At 59.1% G+C, this 22,979-nt stretch carries 20 protein-coding genes; 12 read left to right on the top strand and 8 right to left on the bottom strand.

Annotated elements, in window-relative coordinates:
- Nucleotides 1-231: 231 nt before the first annotated feature.
- Nucleotides 232-1,485, top strand: a complete 1,254-nt coding sequence (locus tag ABWL43_RS13565) for a hypothetical protein (protein ID WP_404488134.1) — start codon at nt 232-234, stop codon at nt 1,483-1,485.
- Between the two features lie 104 nt (nt 1,486-1,589).
- Here the strand turns inward: ABWL43_RS13565 and ABWL43_RS13560 are convergent, their stop codons facing one another.
- On the bottom strand, nt 1,590-2,600 hold the full coding sequence (locus ABWL43_RS13560) for an AraC family transcriptional regulator (RefSeq protein ID WP_404488132.1): 1,011 nt from the start codon (nt 2,598-2,600) through the stop codon (nt 1,590-1,592).
- A 167-nt stretch (nt 2,601-2,767) separates the two neighbouring features.
- Between ABWL43_RS13560 and efeU the strand changes: the two genes are divergently transcribed.
- From efeU to efeO (ABWL43_RS13540), 4 genes are read left to right on the top strand one after another with little or no spacing between them, the layout of a single operon-like run.
- On the top strand, nt 2,768-3,613 hold the full coding sequence (efeU, locus tag ABWL43_RS13555; RefSeq protein WP_145160471.1) for an iron uptake transporter permease EfeU: 846 nt from the start codon (nt 2,768-2,770) through the stop codon (nt 3,611-3,613).
- 10 nt (nt 3,614-3,623) lie between these two features.
- Nucleotides 3,624-4,826, top strand: a complete 1,203-nt coding sequence (gene efeO, locus ABWL43_RS13550) for an iron uptake system protein EfeO (protein ID WP_404488131.1) — start codon at nt 3,624-3,626, stop codon at nt 4,824-4,826.
- Nucleotides 4,827-4,840: 14 nt separating this feature from the next.
- On the top strand, nt 4,841-6,145 hold the full coding sequence (gene efeB, locus ABWL43_RS13545) for an iron uptake transporter deferrochelatase/peroxidase subunit (protein ID WP_404488130.1): 1,305 nt from the start codon (nt 4,841-4,843) through the stop codon (nt 6,143-6,145).
- Nucleotides 6,146-6,171: 26 nt separating this feature from the next.
- On the top strand, nt 6,172-6,990 hold the full coding sequence (gene efeO, locus ABWL43_RS13540) for an iron uptake system protein EfeO (RefSeq protein WP_145160465.1): 819 nt from the start codon (nt 6,172-6,174) through the stop codon (nt 6,988-6,990).
- A 75-nt stretch (nt 6,991-7,065) separates the two neighbouring features.
- Here efeO (ABWL43_RS13540) and ABWL43_RS13535 read toward each other — a convergent pair whose 3' ends face one another.
- Complete coding sequence (locus tag ABWL43_RS13535; protein ID WP_404488129.1) at nt 7,066-7,410, bottom strand: hypothetical protein; 345 nt, start codon at nt 7,408-7,410, stop codon at nt 7,066-7,068.
- A gap of 372 nt (nt 7,411-7,782) precedes the next feature.
- Nucleotides 7,783-9,126 (bottom strand): CDP-diacylglycerol--serine O-phosphatidyltransferase, encoded by a 1,344-nt coding sequence (gene pssA, locus ABWL43_RS13530; RefSeq protein WP_404488128.1) that lies wholly within the window; start codon nt 9,124-9,126, stop codon nt 7,783-7,785.
- 125 nt (nt 9,127-9,251) lie between these two features.
- Between pssA and ABWL43_RS13525 the strand changes: the two genes are divergently transcribed.
- Both ABWL43_RS13525 and ABWL43_RS13520 read left to right on the top strand, forming a co-directional pair.
- A complete protein-coding gene (locus ABWL43_RS13525) occupies nt 9,252-9,815 on the top strand; it encodes a TetR/AcrR family transcriptional regulator (RefSeq protein WP_262206645.1) in 564 nt (187 codons plus the stop codon).
- Nucleotides 9,816-9,868: 53 nt separating this feature from the next.
- Complete coding sequence (locus tag ABWL43_RS13520; protein WP_404488126.1) at nt 9,869-10,363, top strand: DUF1348 family protein; 495 nt, start codon at nt 9,869-9,871, stop codon at nt 10,361-10,363.
- Nucleotides 10,364-10,410: 47 nt separating this feature from the next.
- On the opposite strand, the gene ABWL43_RS13515 is transcribed toward ABWL43_RS13520, so the two are convergent.
- Nucleotides 10,411-11,568: a PQQ-dependent sugar dehydrogenase gene (locus tag ABWL43_RS13515; RefSeq protein WP_404488125.1), complete on the bottom strand. Its 1,158-nt coding sequence runs from the start codon at nt 11,566-11,568 to the stop codon at nt 10,411-10,413.
- 12 nt (nt 11,569-11,580) lie between these two features.
- Nucleotides 11,581-11,895, bottom strand: coding sequence for a hypothetical protein (locus ABWL43_RS13510; protein WP_404488123.1), 315 nt, complete (start codon nt 11,893-11,895; stop codon nt 11,581-11,583).
- A gap of 183 nt (nt 11,896-12,078) precedes the next feature.
- Between ABWL43_RS13510 and ABWL43_RS13505 the strand changes: the two genes are divergently transcribed.
- Nucleotides 12,079-12,930 (top strand): Ku protein, encoded by an 852-nt coding sequence (locus tag ABWL43_RS13505; RefSeq protein ID WP_262206642.1) that lies wholly within the window; start codon nt 12,079-12,081, stop codon nt 12,928-12,930.
- A gap of 24 nt (nt 12,931-12,954) precedes the next feature.
- Complete coding sequence (gene ligD / locus ABWL43_RS13500; protein WP_404488120.1) at nt 12,955-15,465, top strand: DNA ligase D; 2,511 nt, start codon at nt 12,955-12,957, stop codon at nt 15,463-15,465.
- Between the two features lie 18 nt (nt 15,466-15,483).
- On the opposite strand, the gene lpxO is transcribed toward ligD, so the two are convergent.
- Both lpxO and ABWL43_RS13490 read right to left on the bottom strand, forming a co-directional pair.
- Nucleotides 15,484-16,383: a lipid A hydroxylase LpxO gene (gene lpxO, locus ABWL43_RS13495; RefSeq protein ID WP_404488118.1), complete on the bottom strand. Its 900-nt coding sequence runs from the start codon at nt 16,381-16,383 to the stop codon at nt 15,484-15,486.
- A 255-nt stretch (nt 16,384-16,638) separates the two neighbouring features.
- Nucleotides 16,639-17,982, bottom strand: coding sequence for an LPS O-antigen chain length determinant protein WzzB (locus ABWL43_RS13490; RefSeq protein WP_404488117.1), 1,344 nt, complete (start codon nt 17,980-17,982; stop codon nt 16,639-16,641).
- 371 nt (nt 17,983-18,353) lie between these two features.
- Between ABWL43_RS13490 and ABWL43_RS13485 the strand changes: the two genes are divergently transcribed.
- Nucleotides 18,354-18,740, top strand: a complete 387-nt coding sequence (locus tag ABWL43_RS13485) for a TIGR03067 domain-containing protein (protein ID WP_404488116.1) — start codon at nt 18,354-18,356, stop codon at nt 18,738-18,740.
- Between the two features lie 137 nt (nt 18,741-18,877).
- On the opposite strand, the gene ABWL43_RS13480 is transcribed toward ABWL43_RS13485, so the two are convergent.
- Nucleotides 18,878-19,690 (bottom strand): bifunctional 2-polyprenyl-6-hydroxyphenol methylase/3-demethylubiquinol 3-O-methyltransferase UbiG, encoded by an 813-nt coding sequence (locus ABWL43_RS13480; protein ID WP_145160444.1) that lies wholly within the window; start codon nt 19,688-19,690, stop codon nt 18,878-18,880.
- Between the two features lie 155 nt (nt 19,691-19,845).
- Here ABWL43_RS13480 and ABWL43_RS13475 point away from each other — a divergent pair, with 155 nt between their 5' ends.
- Together ABWL43_RS13475 and ABWL43_RS13470 are read left to right on the top strand one after the other, a co-directional pair.
- Complete coding sequence (locus ABWL43_RS13475; protein ID WP_242197904.1) at nt 19,846-21,084, top strand: MFS transporter; 1,239 nt, start codon at nt 19,846-19,848, stop codon at nt 21,082-21,084.
- Nucleotides 21,085-21,226: 142 nt separating this feature from the next.
- The gene (locus ABWL43_RS13470) at nt 21,227-22,813 is read left to right on the top strand and encodes an ABC-F family ATPase (protein ID WP_106577981.1); all 1,587 of its coding nucleotides are present in this window, start codon (nt 21,227-21,229) and stop codon (nt 22,811-22,813) included.
- The last annotated feature ends 166 nt before the right edge of the window (nt 22,814-22,979 follow it).

Raw genomic sequence — 22,979 nt, 5'->3', positions numbered from 1 at the left:
ACCAATAAATTCATCGGTTTAACGATGTTACCAAGGATCTATTGGGTGCTGTCTATGACTCTCATCCTTTCACGCCAGCAGGTGTTGAGGTAGAAAAAGCAGGTGAGGTACCTAAGTACTTGAACAGAAAGCTGGATCAAACAGTTTAAATATTTTTGCTCCCCTCTTGGTAACAATCCAAAATTCTGTTGAAATCACAGGTTCGTTGAAATATTTAACAATGGATGGTTTATGGCGCTTTTTAAAAATGAAGCAGCAATGCAGAGCTGGATGGAGAAACAGCTAAAGTGCGTTGATGGCTTTTCAGAGCTACTCATTTCAAGTGATGTTCCACCGCCCACAACAACGGAAGAGGAGTATATAACGAAGAGCTATGAGTTCTGCTTAAAAGCGCTCAATCAAAATATAGTAATTTCCGCCAACGAAAATATATCCCTTGATCCCTCAGACATACTAAAGCCAGATTTAATTCTTTACTCCACCGAGAGTGAAGCCATAGTAATTATTGAACTGAAAAACTTGGCTGGCCCCTCGCGACAAGCAGGCACCGAGCTAGGCGCCTATATTGCTGAAATCAAACAATACCTCCCTCTTATTGCTGGCTCTGACGTACTCAGCATTGTCGTATCCACGCATTGGCCAGCTTTACTCAAACATTATATATTTAATGAAATAGTGTGGGGGAACAAGTGTGTTTTATGCCTAAGACCGATCGAACAAAACAAAGAAATCATGCTGGAGTTAGTCCCGCCTAATGAAATGATAGAGGGAAGTCTCGCTGTCTCTTTAAGCGAGGAGCATTTAGGAGGATTCCATGTATCACTATATGATATGAACCTTTACTCCGGCGGCGCGAGAAACCGTATTGACATCTACATTGAGCAAATGAAAACAGCAGCTAAGTATGTCGCTGCCAAAGGGCGAGAACAGGGCAATAACGGGTTTGCTTTTTTATGGAAAAATGAACGCAAAGATACGCTAGCACCATACTTTATCACGATCGTCAATATCGCCCCCTTTAAAATGCTCGAACGCCTTGCTCATGCTATTGACATTCCAAACAACTCAATTTTAGATAGAATTATAAAAAACGTCGTCATCGAATACTCTCCCGATGGGCACGGCGCATCAATCGGCGCTCAATCTGAGGATGCAATCCAGTTTCTTAGTACATTTTGTTCCGCGCAACCAGAAGGTTTTCTAAGCTGGCCGGACCTCAAAGCCTTCATGATGGAGTCTTCAAATTTAATTTCTTTCGAGGCCTGGGGTATATTTGAGAAAACGTTATTTAGCGAACTTGAAAAAGAGTATGCAGGAGGCAATATAACACTTAAGTCCAACGACCCCAACCTGGGATTAAAAGCGTTAAGCAAAGTCATTGATAGTAATTATAATTACACTGATTTACGATATTTTTATACCGACTCACTCGAGGACGAGGATTGCTTTCTTCGTTGCAATGACAGCACAGATGAAGAATTTTAATCATTTTCCCCCCTCTGCGTGATAATGCATCCTGGCGATGCCTTCGCAAACGAGCTAACTTCCGCGGAAGAACACACCTGTAGTGTCTCATTTTCCTCGCACCTTCAACTCGCCTCATTCAGGATCAAACTACGGTAATGCCCGGGATTGGATCCCGACCACTTGCGAAATGCCTTGTAGAACGAACTGGCATCGGCAAACCCCAGCCGCGCAGCAATCTCGGCAAAGCTGATATTCGCTTCGGCCAGCCAGACGATCGCCAGTTCCTTGCGCACGCTGTCCTTGAGCCCTTGATAAGTCTGGCCCTCATCTGCCAGACGGCGGCGCAGGGTCGAGGCGGAAATACACAGACTGGCCGCTAGGCCGTCGGTTTCCGGCCACAGATCGGGCGACATCTGGCGTAGATCGTGCTTGATGCGCGTGGCCAGGCTATCCGGGTCGCGGTACTTGACCAATATGTTGGCCGGCGCATGGGCAAGAAAGCGCTTGAGTTCTTCCGGGCTGCGCTTGATCGGCACGTCCAGGCAGTCTGCAGAAAAGATCATGCGCGTACGCGGCCGATCAAAACGCAGGTTCTCAGAAAACATCACCCGGTAATCGTCATAAAAGTCCGGTTGTGGGCAGCGCAGCTCAATCGCAAGGATCGGGATGCGCCGGCCGGCCAGCCAACAGGCGACGCCGTGCACAATCATCCAATAGGTGAAGTAGGTAAACGCGCGTTTGGGCGCAGGTTCAGCCAACACGATTTCCGCCAGGCTTTGTTGGTGCACCAATTGCGCGGGCATCTGCTCAAGCATCAGCGACAGAAAACCCAGCCCGGTTTGCAGGGCCTCGCCCAGATTGGGTTGCGCCATGGCGGCGCGGCACAGGAACGCCAGGCTGCCGGACTTGAGCTTGCGCGGGTCCATTCCAAAAAATTCATCATCTGTGCGCCGCGCCAGCAAGCGCCACAGGCGTGCATAGGCCGTGGCGGGCACGCGGGCGTCGGGCTGGTCGAGCAACGCCGGGTCTATCCCAACCTTGCTCAACGCCTCCACCGTGGCCGCGCCGGGCGCGCAGCTTTGCAGCAAGGCTTCGCGCACAAGATGGATAGAGATGGTGTCTTTTTCCGCCATGGGAATCGGGCTATTCAATGCTGCAAAAGATGGGGTGCATCATAAGGGCGGTTGCGATTCGCCACCACCGTTCAGCCGCAGTTCAGCAAAGCGCAATATTCCCTGTTTAGTAATGAGTATCATTATGTTACAAATTAGCATCCTATCCAGTCATGATGCGGTGCCGAATGCTCGTTCCCTTTCTAATCATGCTGCGCGAAGGCATTGAAGCAGCATTGATCGTTGGCATCATCGCCAGTTACCTGCAACAGACCGGCCGCGGCCAGTGGATGCCCGCGGTGTGGATCGGCGTGTTTCTCGCCGCTGCCCTGGCGCTGCTGGTCGGCGGCGGCCTGGAGCTGGTCAGCGCCGAATTCCCGCAAAAACAACAGGAATTGTTCGAAGGTGTGGTCGGCCTGGTGGCCGTCGGCATTCTCAGCTCCATGGTGTTCTGGATGCGCAAAGTAGCGCGCTCCATCAAGCACTCCCTGCACGAATCCCTCGACCACGCCCTGGCCGGCTCCAAGCATCAGGTGATCGCGCTGATCGCCATGGTGTTTTTCGCCGTGGCCCGTGAAGGCCTGGAGACGGTGTTCTTCCTGCTCGCGGTGTTCCAGCAGAGCGAAGGCCCGGGCGCGCCGATTGGCGCCCTGCTCGGCCTGATCCTGGCGATCATCGTCGGTTTCCTGATCTACACCGGCAGCATGCGCTTGAACCTGGGTGCGTTCTTCCGCTGGACCGGCTTGTTCATCCTGGTGGTCGCCGCCGGCATTCTCGCCAACTCGGTACAAGCCCTGCACGAGGCCGGGGTGTGGAACCACTGGCAAACCGTCTTGTTCGATTTCAGCGCGACGCTGCCGATGGATGGCCCATTGGGCTCGGTGCTGGCCGGGATGTTCGGCTATCAGGACGCACCGACCATCAGCACCCTGGGCGCGTATCTGATTTACCTGGTGGTGGCGCTGGTGATGTTCTTCCTGCCGTCCGCCCCACCCAGGCCTGTCGCTAACACCTCTTCCGTTTCCAGCCAGTAAGGACCGTCTCTTGTCCAACCCAACCCCTCAACCGGCTCTGCCTTCCCGCGCCCTGCGCTGGGCGGTGGCCGGCTCGGTGGTCGTGATGATCGGCGCCGGTGCGCTGTTCTATTACGCCTCGCAATTGGCCGCCGCCAAACGTCAGACAAACCACAATGAAATCGCGGTGACCATCCATGGCCACGCTTGCGAACCCAACGCGTTGACCGTGCCCGCCGGGCACGCGAGCTTTCGCATCATCAACCGCTCCGACCGTGCGGTGGAATGGGAAATCCTCGACGGCGTGCTGGTGATCGAGGAGCGCGAAAATATCGCCCCTGGCCTCAGCCAAGTGATCAACGCCAACCTGCTGCCCGGCGACTACGCAATCACCTGCGGGCTGTTGAGCAACCCGCGGGGCACGTTGCACGTGACGCCGACGGCTGAGTCCGACGCCCAGGCCAAGGCCAAGCCGTCGATGGTGGCGTTTATCGGCCCGCTGTCGGAGTTCCGCGTGTACCTGAGCGGCCAGGGCAGTGCGCTGGTCAAGGCCGTTACGGCGCTGCAACAGGCCATTGAAGCCGGCGACCTGGCTCAGGCGCAGGCACTCTATGTGCCGGCCCGTGAGGCCTACCAGCGCCTGGCGCCGGCGTCGCAACGCCTGGCCGAGTTGGATAACGCCATCAACGCACGCGCCGACTACTTTGAAAAGCGCGAGCAAGACCCGGCGTTCAGCGGCTTCCATCGCCTCGAATACAGCCTGTTCCAGCAGCACAGCCTGGAGGGCCTGGCCCCGATTGCGCAACGCCTGGTCACCGACGTCACCACGCTCAAGCAACAACTGCTGGCCCAATCGCTGCCACCGGAACAACTGGTGAGCATTGTGGTGCGCAACCTCAACAGCCTGGCGGATATACGCGCCGCCAGCGGTGAAGAGGAACGCTACAGCCATATCGACGTGAACGGGTTTGCCGCCAACCTGGAAGCGGCCCACAAGGTGGTGGAGTTGATGCGCCCGTTGTTGACCAAGTCCGCAGCGGACCTGCTGCCGAAAATCGACAGCGCCCTCGCCGCCTTCGATACCGAGCTCAATGGTTTGAAAGTCGACGGCCAGTACCGCCGCTACGACAGCGTCACCGCTGATCAGCGCAAGCAGATCGCCGACAAGGCCAAGGCTCTGGCCGCTGTACTCGATGGAATCGACCCCGCCCTTGGCCTTTCCGGCCTGCAGTGAAGACGAACTAACAGATGAGTGATTCAGAACAGTTTTGCCCGCAACGTCGCCGTGTCCTTCTGGGCATGGCGGCCACCGGCGCCGCGATTGCCGGCAGCAGCTTGAGCTGCCCGGCCATGGCGGCTGCGGCCGAGCAAGTCACCACTGCACCGCGCAGTGACAAGACGCAGGACCACCACGATTTTTTCGGCAAGCACCAGAGCGGCATCGTCACCCCACGCCCGGCGTGCGGCATGCTGGTGGCGTTTGACGTACTGGCCAGTGATCGCGAAGACCTGGAGCGTCTGTTTCGCACATTGAACGAGCGCATCAGCTTCCTGATGACCGGCGGCACCGTGCCGCAAGTCGATCCGAAACTGCCGCCTACCGATTCCGGCATTCTGGGGCCGGTGGTCACGCCGGATAACCTGACCATCACCGTGTCCGTCGGCGAGTCGCTGTTCGATGAGCGCTTCGGCCTCACCGCCGTCAAACCCAAGCGCCTGAGCCGCATGGTCGGTTTCCCCAACGACGCATTGGAGCCGGCGCAGTGCCACGGCGACCTGAGCCTGCAATTCAGCTCAAACACCCCGGACACCAATATCCACGCCCTGCGCGACATCGTCAAAAACCTGCCGGACCTGCTGCTGGTGCGCTGGAAACAGGAAGGCAGCGTGCCGCCGCAAGCGCCGGCCAAACCCGGCGAGCCTGCGCAGAGCGCGCGTAATTTTCTCGGTTTCCGTGACGGTTCGGCCAACCCGAACTCCAACGACGACAAGGCCATGGACCAGATTGTCTGGGTGCAGCCCGGCAGCGACGAGCCCGCCTGGGCCGCCAACGGCAGCTACCAGGCCGTGCGCATCATCCGCAATTTCGTCGAGCGCTGGGACCGTACCCCGCTGCAAGAGCAGGAAAGCATTATCGGGCGCATCAAACCCACCGGCGCGCCCATGGATGGCGACAAGGAAAGCCAGGTTCCCGACTACAGCAAGGACCCGGAAGGCAAGCTGACCAAGCTCGATGCCCACATCCGCCTGGCCAACCCGCGCACCCCGCAGACTCAGGCCAACCTGATCCTGCGTCGGCCGTTCAACTACTCCAACGGCGTCAACAAAAACGGTCAGCTGGACATGGGGCTGTTGTTCATCTGCTACCAGGCTGACCTGGAGAAAGGCTTCATCAGCGTGCAAACCCGGCTGAACGGCGAGCCTCTGGAGGAATACCTCAAGCCGGTCGGCGGCGGGTACTTCTTCACCTTGCCGGGGGTCACAGGGCCCAAGGATTTCATCGGGCGCACGCTACTCGCTGCAACGCACCCTCAAACCACTGCCAACACCTAAAACAAACCAGAGCGGAAAAACGTCCCATGAAGAAGTCGACTATCGCGTTGTCGTTGTTAATGACCCTCTCACCGCTGGCAGCATTCGCCGCTACCGCGCCCCTGGACCTGGTAGGCCCGGTGTCGGACTACAAGATCTACGTCACCGAAGAAATCGGTGAGCTGGTCACCCAGACCAAGGCGTTCACCGACGCCATCAACAAGGGCGACCTGGCCACCGCCCAGAAGCTCTACGCCCCGACCCGTGTTCACTATGAGTCCATCGAGCCGATCGCCGAGCTGTTCAGCGACCTCGACGCCTCCATCGACTCGCGCGTTGACGACCACGAAAAAGGCGTGACCGCCGAAGACTTCACCGGCTTCCACCGCATCGAGTACGTGCTGTTCTCCGAGAAGACCACCAAAGGCCTCGAAGCGCTGACCGCCAAACTCAACACTGACGTCAACGACCTGAAAACCCGGGTTGACGGCCTGACCTTCCCACCTGAGAAAGTGGTCGGCGGTGCCGCTGCCCTGCTGGAAGAAGTGGCTGCCACCAAGATTTCCGGTGAGGAAGATCGTTACAGCCACACCGACCTGTATGACTTCCAGGGCAACATCGACGGTGCGAAGAAAATCGTCGACCTGTTCCGTGGCCAGATCGAGAAGCAAGACAAGGTCTTCCTGACCAAAGTCGACAAGAACTTCGCTGCCGTGGACAAGATCCTGGCCAAGTACAAAACCAAGGATGGCGGCTTTGAAACCTACGACAAAGTGAAGGAAAACGACCGCAAGGCCCTGGTAGGCCCGGTCAACACCTTGGCTGAAGACCTGTCGACCCTGCGCGGCAAGCTCGGCCTGAACTGATAAGAAGCCCCAGGCCCTGCACTCGCGCAAGTGCAGGGCCTGGGACTGCTTCAGCCTGGTGTCGGGTTTGACCGCCTAGACAGCCATTGGGGCTGTCGATTTGAAGTCAGGCAATGGCGTGGCATCCGCCCTCCCCGTTTTTGGATTGATCGCATACCAGAAGCCATTGACTCTGGACGCGACCACCGCGATTCCCTGGCTGGTTCCAGCCACGCCCGTCGGCGCAGGCGCGGGTGCAGGATCCCACCCTCCCGCCAACCAGTAAGCCCTCAACTTCTCCTCTACGGTTAACAAGTGTGGCGCTGTCTTGCCCAGCATCGAAGCACTGGGGGCCAGATGCGACAGTTTGAATAGGCCCTTGATGGCGGCATTTACCAGTTGCGCATAGCCGTCCGCCGGATTCATCACCGCACTGGGCATGCAGCATTGCTGAGCGCGTCAATGAATAGCCGGATCGAGGCGTTACGAGGAATGGGCTGGTCGTTGATGTCGCCAGTCATCAACCAGTGAATGAGGGTTTGTTGCAGTTTTCCATCCGCTCTGCGTGCGTCGATGTACTGCGGAAAGCCTCGACCTGCGCGCTCAGCCTCGGCCGAGTGGCCAGTACTGGTCGTTGAGCTTTCGCGTTTGTGGCGCAGTGGGGCCTGTTCAAACCTGGCTTGCGTCAGTTGCCCGTCCAGTCGGCGTGGCGCGCCTGCCAGTCACGCATGTACAGCGTTGCGGGAACTGTCCTGAGGGGTGGGTGCAGCCGGGCCGGAATCAGACCCGGCTGCTGCTCTACGCCGTGAGGGTTCACAAGATGCGGTAAAGCAACCGCTCGATGCGCACGCGGCTGACCCGTCGCAGGAACTTGCCAACAGCCGGCGGATAGTCCACCAGGGTCTGCAACTGTTGATACCCTTCGATGCGCGTGGTGTGCTGGAAAATCTGCGCCAGTTCGGTACGCCGCGGCTCCAGCCACTGGCCGCGCGGGTCATCGATGAGCAAGGCGTTTTCAAGGTCGAGTCGGAACGCCCGTGGGTTCAGATTGTTGCCGGTGAGCAAGGTGTAGCGCTGGTCAACCCACATGCCCTTGAGGTGATAGGTATTGTCGCCGTCGCGCCACAGGTGCAGGTTCAACTGGCCGCTGTCGATCATCGGCTGATGACGTTTGGCGAAGCGGCGCAGGCTGATTTCATACAAGTAGGGCAACGCCGCGATCACCTTGAACGGCTCGCTGGGTGGGATGTAAAAGTCGTTGGCGGTTTTGTCGCCAACAATGATGTCGATCTTGACCCCGCGCGCCAGGGCGCGATTGATTTCCCGGGTTACCGGCAGTGGCAGGTTGAAATACGGCGTGCAGATAGTCAGCTGATGCTGGGCACTGGCGATCAACTCGAGGATCACGCGGTTTAGAGGGTTGTTCTTGCCGACGCCCAGCAGCGGGCTTACCAGCATGTGGCCGTTGGGCAACAGCCCGGCTGTGGTGTCATACGCCGCATGCTTGAGGCGGCTGCGCAAGTCGCCGATATCGTTGCGCAGGCTGCGGGTGGTGGGCGGGTTCGGCAGATCCAGGCGATGCACGGCCTTGGAGGCAATCAAGCCGTGCTCCAGCAAATGCTGCATCGAGTCGGCCAGCGCCTGGCTGTGGATCAGGTGGTAGCGGTCAAAACGGTACTTGTCGAACTTGTGCAGGTACACGTTATTCAAGCTGGCGCCGCTGTACAGCACGCTGTCGTCGATCACAAAGCCCTTGAGGTGCAACACGCCGAACAGTTCACGGGTCTGCACCGGCACGCCGTACACCGGTACTTCGCTGGCGTGGCGTTGGGTCATGGCCTGGTACCAGGCACTGTTGCCGGGTTGCTTGCCTGCGCCAATCAGCCCGCGCTGGGCGCGCAGCGAGTCAACCACCACCACGATGTCCAGCGCTGGCCGTGCAGCCTTGGCGGCGTGCAAGGCATCGTAGATCTCCTGGCCGGCTTCATCCTGCTGCAAGTAGAGCGCGACGATGTAGATGCGCCGCGTGGCCTTGGGGATTTTCTCCAGCAGGCAACGGCGAAACGCATCGGCGCCGGACAGCACGTCGATCGACTCGGGAGACAGTGGGAAACCACGCAGTTTTGGCAACAGGGAGCGTTTGAAGAACGACGGCATAAGGCTCGCAATGGGTCGAATCCGAAGAGGCCACGAGCTTACACCATGGGGCAGCTCAGGTCTCGTCGCCCGAGATGGAAAAAAGTTAATTGACCATGGAGAACGATCGTTCTACTGTGCACGGCATGAATGAATCAATCAGCAATGACACCCGCGATATTATCCTCGATGTTACCGAGAAGTTGATCTATCGCCATGGCATCGCCGCCACCGGCATGGACTTGCTGGTGAAAACCGCGGGCGTCTCGCGCAAAAGTATTTACCGGTACTTCGCCAATAAAGATGAGTTGGTGATTGCCGCCCTGCACCGCCGCGATGAGCGCTGGATGCAGTGGCTGCGCAGCGAAGTCGAACGCAGTGAAGGCAGTGGAGAACGCCTGCTGGCGCTGTTCGACGCCCTCAAGGCGTGGTTTGGCTCGGCAGACTTTCGCGGGTGCGCCTTCATCAACACCAGTGGTGAAACCGGCGACCCGCACGACCCGGTGCGCCTGCTGGCCAAGGCGCATAAACGCAAACTCTTCGATTACGCATTGGAACTGTGCAAAGCACATGGCACCCCCGACCCTGAACAGCAGGCCGCGCAACTGCTGATCTTGATCGACGGCGCCATTACCGTTGCCCTGGTGATGGGTGATTCAACAGCTGCTGATAATGCGCAATGCATGGCGCGAACGTTATTGCAACTTTGAACGCATCAACTGCGCAACTTTCGATAGACCTCATTGTTTTCAGGAGCTGCCCCATGTCATCCAAGGCACCGTCATCCGACGCAGAAGTTCGCCCGCCACTGCCACCGTTTACCCGCGAGTCGGCCATCGAAAAGGTTCGCCTGGCCGAAGACGGTTGGAATTCCCGCGACCCGCACCGCGTGTCGCTGGCTTACACACCGGACACGCAATGGCGCAATCGCGCTGAATTTGCGCACAACCGCGAAGAGGCCAAGGGTTTTCTGACCCGCAAGTGGGCCAAGGAGCTGGACTATCGGCTGATCAAGGAATTGTGGGCCTTCACCGGTAACCGTATCGCCGTGCGCTATGCCTACGAATGGCACGACGATTCCGGCAACTGGTTCCGCTCCTACGGCAATGAGAACTGGGAGTTCGACGAGAACGGTCTGATGGCCAACCGCTTTGCCTGCATCAATGACCTGCCGATCAAGGCCAGCGAACGCAAGTTTCACTGGCCGCTGGGCCGGCGCCCGGATGATCATCCGGGGCTGTCCGACCTCGGGCTTTAAGCCGGTTGCAATGCAAAATGTGGGAGCGGGCAACCCCGCTCTCGCATTCAGTCCTGGTTCAGGCCGACCCGATACAGCACACCGTTATCCTCATCAGTCAGCACATACAGAAACCCATCCGGCCCCTGCCGCACATCGCGGATGCGCGCTTTCAAACCTGCGAGCAAACGCTCTTCATGGATCACCTTGTCGCCGTCGAACTGCAGGCGGATCAACTCCTGGCTGGCCAATGCGCCAATGAACAGGTTGTGCTGCCACGCCTTGAAGCGGTCGGCGTCATAAAACGCCATGCCACTGATCCCCGGTGATTTCTCCCAGACGTGATGAGGCGCCACGGTGCCTTCCACCGTCTTGCCCTTGGCCTCGGGAATCGGTGTCAGCGAATAATTGATGCCGTGGGTCGCCAATGGCCAACCGTAATTTTTGCCGCGCTCGATGATGTTGATTTCATCACCACCGCGTGGCCCGTGTTCGTTTTCCCAGATCGTGCCACTCCAGGGGTTCAATGCCAGCCCTTGCGGGTTGCGCTGGCCGTAGGACCAGATTTCGGGGCGTACGCCCTGCTGACCAACAAAGGGGTTGTCCTCCGGCACGCGGCCGTCCGGGAAGATCCGCACCACCTTGCCTTGCAGTTTGTCCAGGTCCTGGGCGGTCGGGCGATCATTGTTTTCACCCAGGGTCACGAACAGGTAGCCATCGCGGTCGAAGGCCAACCGCGAGCCAAAGTGATTGCCGGTGGACAGCTTGGGCTCCTGGCGCAGGATCACTTTGAAATCCTTCAGGCCGCTCAGGTCATCAGCCAAGCGCCCGCGTCCGACGGCGGTGCCGGCCTTGCCACCCTCGCCGCCGCCTTCGGCGTACGACAGGTAGACCATGCGGTCCTGCTTGAAGTCCGGCGACAGCACCACATCCAGCAAACCACCCTGCCCTTTGGCCCACACTTGGGGCACGCCGGTCAACGGTGCAGAAAGCTTGCCGTCGGGGCTGACAAAACGCAGATGACCTGGGCGCTCGGTCACCAGAAAGCCTTGCTTGTCCGGTAGAAACGCCACTGCCCAGGGGTGGTCGAGGCCTTTGACGATCGGGGTCGCGGTGATGCTGCCTTGTTCGCTCGGGAATTGCTGGGCATCGGCGGCGTGCACCGCAGCCAGTGGCAGCAGCGTGGTTGCGCAAATAGCGGCTAGAAGGGTTTTGCGTAGCAACATAAGACGGAGTCCTTACCAACGATTGCCGTTGGCGTCATAGGTGGGGGCTTTGGTGTCGGTCGTGGGACGGCTCGGGGCGGCCTCACGCTTGGGATAGCGATTGCCAATGCCGCCGTTTTGCACGGTGGGTGCGGGGCTGGTCGGCCCGGTCTGAATCCCGCGTGTCGCCGGCGCATTGGGCTGGGTGCCCTGCATGCTGTTGGGGTTGGCCCGATGAATAGGGCTGTTGTTGGAGTCGTAGCTGCCAGGCAGGTTTTGCGCCTGGGCCAATGGCGTCAGCGCCAGGCCCAACGCCAGTACTGCAAGGTGACGCACACAGCTGTTCATGACAAAGCCTCTCTGGGGCAGTGGTACGTGCTTTCGATAACACGCTACGCCTTGGGTTCGGCTTTCGACACTAAATAGTTTCTCATCAGGTGTAACACAATCTGTCCGCGCATCTGCTCGCCGAAACTTTTCCCGGCGCCTGTGAGTCACCAGAACACAGTCTCTTCTCAAGGAATTGCAGGCATGCCAAGGGCAATCTGGAAAGGCGCGATCAGCTTCGGCTTGGTCCACATCCCGGTATCACTGGTCTCAGCCACGTCTTCCCAAGGCGTTGATTTTGACTGGCTGGACAAACGCAGCATGGACCCGGTGGGCTACAAACGCATCAACAAGACCACCGGCAAGGAAGTCACCAAAGAGAACATCGTCAAGGGTGTGGCGTTCGAGAAAGGCCGCTACGTGGTGCTCAGCGAGGACGAAATTCGCTCGGCGCACCCCAAGTCGACCCAGACCATCGAAATCATCGCCTTTGTCGCCAGCGACCAGATCCCGCTGCAAAACATCGACACGCCCTACTTCCTGGCCCCGGACAAACGCGGCGGCAAGGTCTACGCACTGTTGCGCGAAACCCTGAAAAAAACCGGCAAGGTCGCCCTGGCCAATGTGGTGCTGCACACCAAGCAGCACCTGGCGGCCTTAATGCCGCTGGAATCGGCGCTGGTGCTGGTGATGCTGCGGTGGCCTGCCGAGGTGCGCAGCCTGGACGAACTGGAACTGGGCAGCGACGTCACCAAGCCGAGCCTGGCCAAAGGCGAGCTGGACATGGCTAAACGCCTGGTGGAGGACATGAGCGCCGACTGGCAGCCCGACGAATACCGCGACAGTTTCCAGGACAAAATCATGGCGCTGGTGGCGAAGAAGGCCAAGGCCGGCAAGATCGAAGATGTGGAAAGCCAGGAAGGCAGCGAGGAGCGCAAATCGGCGGATGTCATCGACCTCACCGAACTGCTCAAGCGCAGCCTGGCCGGCAAGCCCGCCGCCAAGCCCGCAACGAAAAAGCCTGCCGCGAAGAAATCCGCCAAAAAGGCCTCTTGAGCCCGCCCTTTGCTGGAGAACGACATGGCAAAGCCCCTGAGCGAATACAACCGCAAACGTGATTTCGGGATTACCGCCGAGCCAGCCGGCAGTGCGCCCCCGGGCAAACGCAAAGCCTCGGCGCTGTCGTTCGTGATTCAAAAACACGACGCGCGCAACCTGCACTATGACTTTCGCCTGGAGCTCGATGGCGTGCTCAAAAGCTGGGCGGTGCCCAAAGGCCCCAGCCTGGACCCCACCCAGAAACGCCTGGCGGTGCACGTTGAAGATCACCCGCTCAGCTATGGCAATTTCGAGGGCAACATTCCGGCGGGGCAATACGGCGCGGGCGATGTGATCGTGTGGGACCGCGGTGTCTGGCAGCCCCATGAAGACCCGCACAAGGCCTACGCGGCCGGCAAACTCAAGTTCACCTTGGTCGGCGAAAAACTCTCCGGCGACTGGGCCCTGGTGCGCACCCGTATCAAAGGCAGCGGCGACAAGCAACAGTGGCTGCTGATCAAGGAAAAGGACCAGCAGGCGCGCCCCTCCAATGACTACGACATCGTCGAGGCCGAGCCCAAAAGCGTGCTCAGCGACGCCTCGGTCGGCAAATCCAAGCCGCCGGCGAAACGCCAGAAAGCCGCGGCCGCCAAAAAAGCCCCCGTCGCCAAACGTGCCGAGGCATTGCCCGAGCAATTTGCCCCGCAGTTGGCGACCCTGGTCGATCGCGCGCCCGAAGGTGACTGGCAATACGAAATCAAGTTCGACGGCTACCGCATGCTGGCGCGCATTCGCGACGGTGAAGTGCGTCTGTTCACCCGCAACGGCAATGACTGGACCGACCGCCTGCCGCGTCAGGTCAAGGCCCTGCAAACCCTCAAGCTCAAGGACAGCTGGCTCGACGGTGAAGTGGTCAGCCTCAATGGCGAGGGGTTGCCGGACTTCCAGGCGCTGCAAAATGCCTTCGACATCGGCCGCAGCCTGGACATCGTGTATTACCTGTTCGACGCGCCCTTTCTCGACGGCCAGGATCAGCGCAGCGCACCGGTGCAAGAGCGCCGCGCTGCGCTCAAGGCCGCGCTGTCCGCAAGCCTCAGCAAACTGCTGCGGTTCTCCGAAGCCTTCGCCGCCAACCAGCGCGACATTTTCGAGAGCGCCTGCGACCTGGCGCTGGAGGGCGTGATCGGCAAGCGCGTCGGCAGCCCATATGTGTCGAGCCGCAATGCCGACTGGATCAAACTCAAATGCCGTTTGCGCCAGGAGTTCGTGATCATCGGTTACACGCGGCCTCAGGGCTCGCGCAGTGGCTTTGGCGCGCTGTTGCTGGCTGTCAATGACGATTCCGGGCTGGTCTATGCCGGGCGCGTCGGTACCGGATTTGATCAGGCATCGTTGAAGGCTATCTATGCACAGCTCACGCCCCTGGAACGCAAGACCTCGCCGCTGCACAAGCCGCTGACCAGCGCCCAGGCGCGCGGCGTGCACTGGGTGGAACCGCAGTTGGTTGGCGAGGTGAATTTTGCCGAGTGGACCCGCGAAGGCGTAGTGCGCCAAGCGTCATTTATTGCGTTGCGCACCGACAAGCCGGTGGCGCAGATTATTCACGAGTTACCGCGCAAAGCCACGTCCGTCACCAAGGCGACCCCCAAGGCCAAAAAGGTCAGCAGCGGCGTGACCATCACGCACCCTGACCGCGTAATCGACAAGCAGAGCGGTGCGCAAAAACAGCAATTGGCCGACTTCTATCAAGGCATCAGCGCATGGATTCTGCCGTTTCTGCAGCACCGCCCGGTGTCGCTGCTGCGTGCTCCCGAAGGAATTGAGGGCGAGCAGTTCTTCCAAAAGCATTCCGAGCGCCTGGCTATTCCGAATATCAAACAGTTGGACCCGGTACTGGACCCCGGTCATGCGCGCCTGCTGGAGATCGACACCACCGACGCCCTGGTCGGCGCCGTGCAAATGGGCACCGTCGAATTGCACACCTGGGGCGCGACTGTCGACAAAATCGAAACGCCTGACCTGTTCGTGCTCGACCTTGACCCGGACCCGGCGCTGCCGTGGAAAGCCATGCTGGAAGCGGCGCAACTCACGTTGTCGGTTCTGGATGAGATTGGTCTGCAAGCGTTTGTCAAAACCAGCGGCGGTAAAGGCTTGCACCTGGTGGTGCCGCTGGCGCGCCGGGACGGCTGGGACAGCGTCAAAGCCTTCGCCAAGGCCATCGCGCAGTTCATGGCAGCGCAGTTGCCGGAACGGTTTACCGCGACGTCGGGCCCAAAAAACCGCATCGGCAAGATCTTTATCGACTACCTGCGTAATGCACGCGGCGCGAGTACGGTGGCCGCTTATTCGGTGCGCGCACGGCCTGGCCTGCCGGTATCGGTACCGGTGAGTCGAGAGGAGTTGAATGGTTTGCGCGGCGCCCAGCAGTGGACCGTCGCCAACCTGCATGAACGCTTGGATAAACTCAAAGCCGACCCGTGGGCCGGCTACGCCAATCGGCAGAAGATTACGAAGAAGATGTGGGACAAACTGGGCGCGAAACCACCCGCGTGATTCGCGCCCGGGCGGGTTTCAGATAAGGATAAAGATCAACGCCAGGCCGGCGAAGATCGCCCACTTTTCCAAGTAATAGCGCGCGCGATTGCGCTTTTTCAGCTCTTTGCCGCGCAGGCGGATCTTGTACAGGCGGGTGAACGCGCGGTTCAGGCCGCCGGTCTTGTCGCCATCATCATTGGGCGAACCGGCGGCCGCCATCACGTTGCGACTGAACCAACGGTTGAACGCCGCGGCCCAGTGGTATTTCATCGGCCGCTCAATGTCGCAGAACAAGATGATGCGGTTCTGCTGCGTGGTGTTTTCCGCGTAATGAATGTAGGTCTCATCAAACATTACTGGCTCGCCGTCGCGCCAGTAATAGCTTTCGCCGTCCACGTTGATGTAGCAGCCAGGATCGTTAGGCGTGTCCAGACCCAGGTGATAGCGGTAGGAGCCGGCGTACGGGTCGCGGTGGCGCACCAGCTTGGAGCCTGGCGGCAACTCGGCGAACATCGCTGCCTTGATCGAGCCAATGCTCTGCACCAGCTCGGTGGTGCGCGGGCACAGCTTCATCGCCGACGGGTGGCTGTCGCCGTACCACTTGAGGTAGAAACGCTTCCAGCCCGACTTGAAGAACGAGTTGAAACCCACATCGTTGTACTGCTCGGAACGCTTGATCTCGCCCATGCGCATCAGGTTCTGGCCTTCCTGGCGGATTTCTTGCCAGTGCTCTTGCAACGGGCTCAGGTCGGGAAAATCGCCGGGCGACAAAAAGGGACGGCTTGGCTGCTTGGAAAACAGGTAAAGGAAGCAGTTGATCGGCGCAAGGAACGTCGAGTGATCGCTAAGCTGGCGGCCCAACTTGTGTCGCACCCGGCCACGCAGATGGACATACGCAATGGAGGCAACGTAGAGAGCAACAATGATGAGTTTCAAGGGATTCGTCACACGTCAGAAGAGAACAGGCTGCTCCTGCGTGCCCACAACGGCCGAGGATGGATAAGCAGCACCTGAAATCACGATTACACATAGGCGACTGGACGGGTTGGTTACAATCCGGACCAAGGCCATTGGCCGTTATTTAGCCACAGTTTGTAACCAAAGGTTAACTAAGAATTGTGAAAAGCTGTCTACAGGATGGCTCGGAGCCAGCGTGGGCCAGCATTGACGCTGGCCCATTGACAGTCATGCTCACGGCAGCCGTTGATCGTCCGTAGGCTCACGGTGTGGGCGGCTGCTGGTTTCTTGGGTCGCGTACGGTTCAGCCTTGCGATGCGTCAGCACGAAGTGACGGATCAATGCAGCCAATACGCCCAGGAACAGCCCGACGACCAGGCTCACCGCGACAATCAGCAGCTTTTTCGGCTTGATCGAGGTCAGCGGCTCCTGAGCACGACGGTCGATGGACACCAGCTTTAAGTTGCTCATGTCGATGTTGAGGCCTTTCAAGCGGGCGATTTCGGCCCGCAGCGGCTCAACGTCTTGCAGGAAGATGTCCTCATTCCCACGCTTTTGCAGGACTTCAACCTCACGGTTGGTTTCAAGCAATTGCAGCTCTTTGCCAATTTCCGCGATGCGGCTATTGGTGAAGTCATCGCTGGTGCGCTGTTGCAATGCGGTTCGCTCGGCTTCCAGAGCCTCGGTGCCGAGAAAATACAACGGAATCTTCTGGTTGCTGATCTCGGTGCGTACCACCTGGCTGGAACCGGCTCGTGTGGTGTCGGCCATGGACGATGGCGTCGTAGGCTTTTTGATGCCCATGGACTTGGCAATCGATATCGCCTCGGCCAGTTCCGCCAAGCGGTCGGTGCGCTCCATTTTCATCTGCAGGCGCAGCCCGCTGAGTTCATCCTGCAAACGGGCGCGCTTGACCCGGTCAGCTTCAAGCAGCGTGGCGATCTTCGATTCCTTCTCGGTATCGTAGTTGGCGCGAGCTGCATCAATCTTGCCTCTAAGCTCGGTCAAACGGTTATTGACGATGACCTTGAGGTCGGCGCCGACCTGCTCACGCTCCGCTGCAACGGCGTAGTCGACAAACCCGTTGAGGATCGCAACGCCGTCTACGTCCGCTGGGTATTGCATCTCCAGGCGCACATAACTGCTCAACGAATCGGATTTCTTCGGGTCTGGCAGGATCAGGTTGATCGAGTTGCGGTTGAAGTCTTCAAAGCTCTGCTCAAGGCTTCGCCCTGGTTTCTGAAAGGCCTTGAACAGTTCTTCGTGGCTTTTGAAAAAACCCAGGCGAGCCCCATAGGAGTCCAGCTGGGCGCCGACCTTGTCCAGCGCATCGGCGGGTGGCAGCTTATAGACTTCGGAGCGGTTCAACGCATCCAGCTCATTGATGGCCGCCGGGCGCAGCACACTGCTGACTTCATATGTCTTGGGAGCAAGCAGTGCGTAACCAGTCCCCAGTATCCCCGCCAGAATCGTACAACCCACTATCAGTTTTTTTTGCCGCCAGATGGCGTGGAACAATTCAAACAGATCAATTTCATCTGACGTTGCAGGTGAATTGAGCGGAGAAGTTCGATTCAAGATAAGAACACCTTAAAATGACATTAAAAAGCCACTACCCCATTCGAACTCAAGCACAGGCTCTAATGACGGAGAGACCAGAGACAACGCCCTGGCACAGTGACCAACTGCAGTCAGACCACACGCTAATGCGAAAAATCCGACGCAATTAGAGATTGTTTCTATTTCATGTCGAAGACGACGCAGGGCGATCGTGAATGTATGCCCGAGAATGTCTAAGCGTAGTCAATAGTTGAGTAAATCTCCGCCATCTCCCAGATAAAGCCCTTTTCGGTACATTTAGGTCACCACGCGGTTACAATTCGCGCCGTCAAACGTTCGGCACTTAAAGGTGCTCACCCTTAATCCAGCCCCTGCAACAAGGAATGTGCATGCACTCTTTTTCAGATCCGGACTATCAAACTCTTCAAGGCGCTTGGGAGCAGACCGCCCTCGAAGACAGTGGCGTGCTCAACCCTGCCGACGCGCATAGCGCGCCGGGAGCAATCACGACGATTGCCGGGGACACGTTCGAAGTGAAGACGACCGAGGGCGAGGTATTGCTTGCGGGCCGGTTTACGCTGGACAGCAGCACTTCGCCCAAAAGCATCACCTGGGTCGATGCCATCGGCGAAGATGCCGGCAAGCCACTGCCGGCCAGCTATCGCCTGGACGGTGATGATTTTGTGTTTATCGCCGCCGATGCGGGCATGCCAAGGCCAACGGTATTCAGCACGGGACCAAGGCAAACCATGCGCACTTTTGTGCGCAAAGGCTGATCGGCCGCCATCCGAACTTGCGACATGGTTTTCACACGGCCTTCACTTTCCGGCCTATAGGGTGAGGCCTACCTACTCCAGTGAATCACTTGGCCCGCCTCTCCTCGCGGGCTTTTTTTTGCGCGTGGGAAAACCGCTCAGGCGCACCGCTTAGTGGCGGTCAAGGTGAAACACAGCGGCAATTGGGCCGGCTGATGCGCGTACTGCTCGTAGAGCTCTTCGCGGTTGCAATGCGGGTATTCCTGCAGGTGCTCGATCTGCAGCTGCGCCGCAATTGCGCCACTCACCACGCTCCCCAGGGTATGCACGTACCAATAGGACGTCGGACCGGCAACCTCGCCCTGCCCTTCGTAGACAATCGACTGCTGCAGCACGAACGGATCGCGCTGAAAATATGAACTCACCGGCAGCAAGGGATTGGCAGCCCTCGGGTCAAACACCTCCAGGAATGGATGAGTTTCGTAGACCACCAGCGTGCCGCCGGGCTTGAGTGCACTCGCCACATGGCGCATGAACAGCGCCACATCGGGCATCCAGTTGAGTACGCCAATGGTCACCAGGGCGATGTCGAAACGCCCCAGCAGAGGTTCGGGTAGGTGATGGATATCGGCTTCAATGAACTCGGGGTCATGCGGCGACACCTCGGCCAATTCCCATGCCTGTTGCAGAAACGCCCGTGATTGGTCGACGCCCACCACACGGCGGGCACCCAGGCCGAACAGCGACAGGCTTTCACGCCCGTTGTTACAGCCCAACTGCACCACGTCTTTGCCGGCAACGCCGACGTCTTGCAGCAACGCCGTGATCGTTGGATCCAGGCACGAAAAGTCCGCCCGGGCGACCGACTCCAGCAGCGTCTTCCAAGTGGCGGTGTCTTTGTGCAGCCTGGCGGAGGCATCCCAGGCATCCTTGTTACGAGCAATCGCCTGTTGGGCTGAGGGCATCTCCATTTGCATCTCCAGATCGTCATGACAGCGGGCTTCGGAAAATAAGCCAATTGCCCATCAGATAAAACCCTTTCGGGCGACGAAACTTCTATTTGAGCCCGTAGGTCTTTAGCCCAATGAGTGTCCATCCCCTGAACACCCTTAGCGAAGACAGCGCCGTGGCCAATCACTCCGACCTGCGTAATACCCTGTCCCTGGACGGCCTGAATTTCTTTCTGGCCGATGTACGTGACGGGCTCGGGCCCTACCTGGCGATTTATTTGCTGGCAGTGCACAAATGGGAGCCCGCCAGCATCGGCGTGGTCATGACCCTGGCGGGTATCGCGGCCTTGATTACCCAGGGCCCGGCGGGCGCACTGATCGACCGCACGCGCAGCAAGCGCGCGGTGATCGCAGTGGCCGCCATCCTTGTCACCGTCAGTTGCCTGCTGCTGCCGTTTGTCAGCGCGTTCAGCTGGGTGGCATTGACTCAGGCGGCCAGTGCCGTAGCCGCCTCCGTATTCGCGCCGGCGATTTCGGCAATTTCCTTGGGGATTACCGGGCCGCGTGCCTTCACCCGCCGCACCGGGCGCAATGAAACCTTCAACCACGCCGGCAACGCCGTGGCGGCCTTGCTGGCGGGTGGCCTGGCTTATTGGTTCGGCCCGGTGGTGGTGTTTTACTTGATGGCCTTTATGGCCGTGGCCAGTGTCGTGGCGGTCAGTTGTGTCTCGGCGTCGGCGATTGACCACGAAGTCGCCCGGGGCTTTGATCCCGCGCACAGCAGCGATCATGAGCAACCCTCCGGCGTGAAGGTGCTGCTGAGCAATCGCCCGCTGCTGCTGTTCGCCATCTGCTGCGCGCTGTTTCACCTGGCGAACGCCGCGATGCTGCCGCTGGTCAGCCAGAAGCTCTCGCAGATCAACCTGCAAATGGCCACGCCGCTGACCTCGGCCTGCATCGTCGCCGCGCAGCTGGTGATGGTGCCGATGGCCTGGCTGGTGGGCATTAAAGCTGACGTGTGGGGGCGTAAACCGTTGTTGCTGGCCGGTTTCCTGATTTTGCCGCTGCGTGGCGTGCTGTATACCCTGTCCAGCGACCCGTATTGGCTGGTGGGCGTGCAGATGCTCGACGGCATCGGCGCAGGGATTTTCGGCGCGCTGTTCCCGGTGATCGTCAAGGACCTGACCCAGGGCACGGGTCGTTTCAACGTCAGCCTTGGCGCGCTGTCCACGGTGTTTGGCCTGGGCGCGGCACTGAGCAGCAGCCTGGCCGGTTTCGTGGTGCAACAGGCCGGCTACAACGCGGCCTTCCTGACGCTGGCGGGCGTTGCGGCCGCCGCCCTGGCTTTGTTATGGCTGGCAATGCCGGAGACATTGACGAAACCATCGCTCGCGCGCATTACAACTGTCGCCTGACATATGCGACAATGCGCGCCAAATTCCAACACACATCCAAAATTTTCTGCTCAGCGACCGGGTTTCGCGCCTTGATGTCGCTGTTGACGCATGCCTGAAGGCTCCTGCCGCCACGCTCGCAACCCATTGATAGGTAAAGTAATTGATCTCCACAGCTAACATCACCATGCAGTTCGGCGCCAAGCCGCTCTTCGAGAATGTCTCGGTCAAATTCGGCGCCGGCAACCGTTATGGTTTGATCGGTGCCAACGGTTGCGGCAAGTCGACCTTCATGAAAATCCTTGGCGGCGACCTGGATCCGTCCGGTGGCCAGGTCATGCTCGAGCCGAACGTACGCCTGGGTAAACTGCGCCAGGACCAGTTCGCCTACGAAGAATTCACCGTGCTCGACACCGTGATCATGGGTCACGAAGAGCTGTGGAAGGTCAAGGCTGAGCGCGACCGCATCTACTCGCTGCCGGAAATGAGCGAAGACGACGGCATGGCCGTGGCCGAGCTGGAAACCGAGTTCGCTGAAATGGACGGCTACACCGCCGAATCCCGCGCCGGCGAGCTGCTGCTGGGCCTGGGCATTCCATTGGAGCAACACTTCGGCCCGATGAGCGAAGTGTCGCCAGGCTGGAAACTGCGCGTATTGCTGGCCCAGGCGCTGTTCTCCGACCCTGAAGTGCTGTTGCTCGACGAACCAACCAACCACTTGGACATCAACACCATCCGCTGGCTGGAAAACATCCTGACCCAGCGCTCCAGCCTGATGATCATCATCTCTCACGACCGTCACTTCCTGAACAGCGTGTGCACCCACATGGCTGACCTGGACTACGGCGAGCTGCGCCTGTTCCCGGGCAACTACGACGAGTACATGACCGTGGCGACCCAGTCCCGCGAGCAACTGCTGTCGGACAACGCCAAGAAGAAAGCCCAGATTTCCGAGCTGCAATCGTTCGTCAGCCGCTTCTCGGCCAACGCCTCGAAAGCCAAGCAGGCCACTTCCCGTGCCAAGGCGATCGACAAGATCCAGCTGGCCGAGGTCAAGCCTTCGAGCCGCGTGAGCCCGTTCATCCGTTTCGATCAGAACAAGAAGCTGCACCGCCAGGCGGTAATGGTCGAAAAAATGGCCAAGGGTTTCGACGGCAAGCCGCTGTTCAAAGACTTCAGCTTCCAGGTTGAAGCGGGCGAGCGTGTTGCGATCATCGGCCCGAACGGTATCGGCAAGACCACCCTGCTGCGCACCCTGGTCAATGAATTGACCCCGGACGCCGGCAGCATCAAGTGGACCGACGCCGCCGAGCTGGGCTACTACGCTCAGGATCACGCGCACGACTTCGAAGACGACGTCACCCTGTTCGACTGGATGGGTCAGTGGACGCAGGGCGAGCAAATGATTCGCGGCACCTTGGGCCGCATGCTGTTCTCCAACGACGAGATTCTCAAGTCGGTCAAGGTGATTTCCGGTGGTGAGCAAGGCCGCATGTTGTTCGGCAAGCTGATCCTGCAAAAGCCGAACGTGCTGATCATGGACGAACCGACCAACCACTTGGACATGGAATCCATCGAAGCGCTGAACCTGGCGCTGGAAAACTACCCGGGCACGCTGATCTTCGTCAGCCACGACCGTGAGTTCGTATCGTCCCTGGCCACCCGCATCATCGAGTTGAGCGCCAACGGCGTGATCGACTTCAGCGGCACCTACGACGACTACCTGCGCAGCCAAGGCGTGGTGTTCTAAGTAACGCCACTGTAGTGAGCTGGCTTGCCCTGTGAGCTGGCTTGTTGTGGCGAGCAGGCTTGCCCTGCGTTGGGCTGCGAAGCGGCCCTAAAATCAGACACCGCGTTCTGCCTGGCAGAACGCGGTGTTTTTTATTGGGGCTGCTGCGCAGCCCAACGCAGGGCAA

Source organism: Pseudomonas sp. HT11, assembly GCF_044875395.1.
Lineage (GTDB): Bacteria > Pseudomonadota > Gammaproteobacteria > Pseudomonadales > Pseudomonadaceae > Aquipseudomonas.
Note: the sequence above shows the minus strand (reverse complement) of the source record. Positions and strands in the feature narration are given on the sequence as shown.

Bases quoted from the DNA above. Each gene is read 5' to 3' on its own strand.
- ABWL43_RS13565 (WP_404488134.1), top strand. From the start codon at position 232: ATGGCGCTTTTTAAAAATGAAGCAGCAATGCAGAGCTGGATGGAGAAA.
- ABWL43_RS13560 (WP_404488132.1), bottom strand. From the start codon at position 2,600: ATGGCGGAAAAAGACACCATCTCTATCCATCTTGTGCGCGAAGCCTTG.
- efeU (WP_145160471.1), top strand. From the start codon at position 2,768: ATGCTCGTTCCCTTTCTAATCATGCTGCGCGAAGGCATTGAAGCAGCA.
- efeB (WP_404488130.1), top strand. From the start codon at position 4,841: ATGAGTGATTCAGAACAGTTTTGCCCGCAACGTCGCCGTGTCCTTCTG.
- efeO (WP_145160465.1), top strand. From the start codon at position 6,172: ATGAAGAAGTCGACTATCGCGTTGTCGTTGTTAATGACCCTCTCACCG.
- ABWL43_RS13535 (WP_404488129.1), bottom strand. From the start codon at position 7,410: ATGCCCAGTGCGGTGATGAATCCGGCGGACGGCTATGCGCAACTGGTA.
- pssA (WP_404488128.1), bottom strand. From the start codon at position 9,126: ATGCCGTCGTTCTTCAAACGCTCCCTGTTGCCAAAACTGCGTGGTTTC.
- ABWL43_RS13525 (WP_262206645.1), top strand. From the start codon at position 9,252: ATGAATGAATCAATCAGCAATGACACCCGCGATATTATCCTCGATGTT.
- ABWL43_RS13520 (WP_404488126.1), top strand. From the start codon at position 9,869: ATGTCATCCAAGGCACCGTCATCCGACGCAGAAGTTCGCCCGCCACTG.
- ABWL43_RS13515 (WP_404488125.1), bottom strand. From the start codon at position 11,568: ATGTTGCTACGCAAAACCCTTCTAGCCGCTATTTGCGCAACCACGCTG.
- ABWL43_RS13510 (WP_404488123.1), bottom strand. From the start codon at position 11,895: ATGAACAGCTGTGTGCGTCACCTTGCAGTACTGGCGTTGGGCCTGGCG.
- ABWL43_RS13505 (WP_262206642.1), top strand. From the start codon at position 12,079: ATGCCAAGGGCAATCTGGAAAGGCGCGATCAGCTTCGGCTTGGTCCAC.
- ligD (WP_404488120.1), top strand. From the start codon at position 12,955: ATGGCAAAGCCCCTGAGCGAATACAACCGCAAACGTGATTTCGGGATT.
- ABWL43_RS13485 (WP_404488116.1), top strand. From the start codon at position 18,354: ATGCACTCTTTTTCAGATCCGGACTATCAAACTCTTCAAGGCGCTTGG.
- ABWL43_RS13480 (WP_145160444.1), bottom strand. From the start codon at position 19,690: ATGGAGATGCCCTCAGCCCAACAGGCGATTGCTCGTAACAAGGATGCC.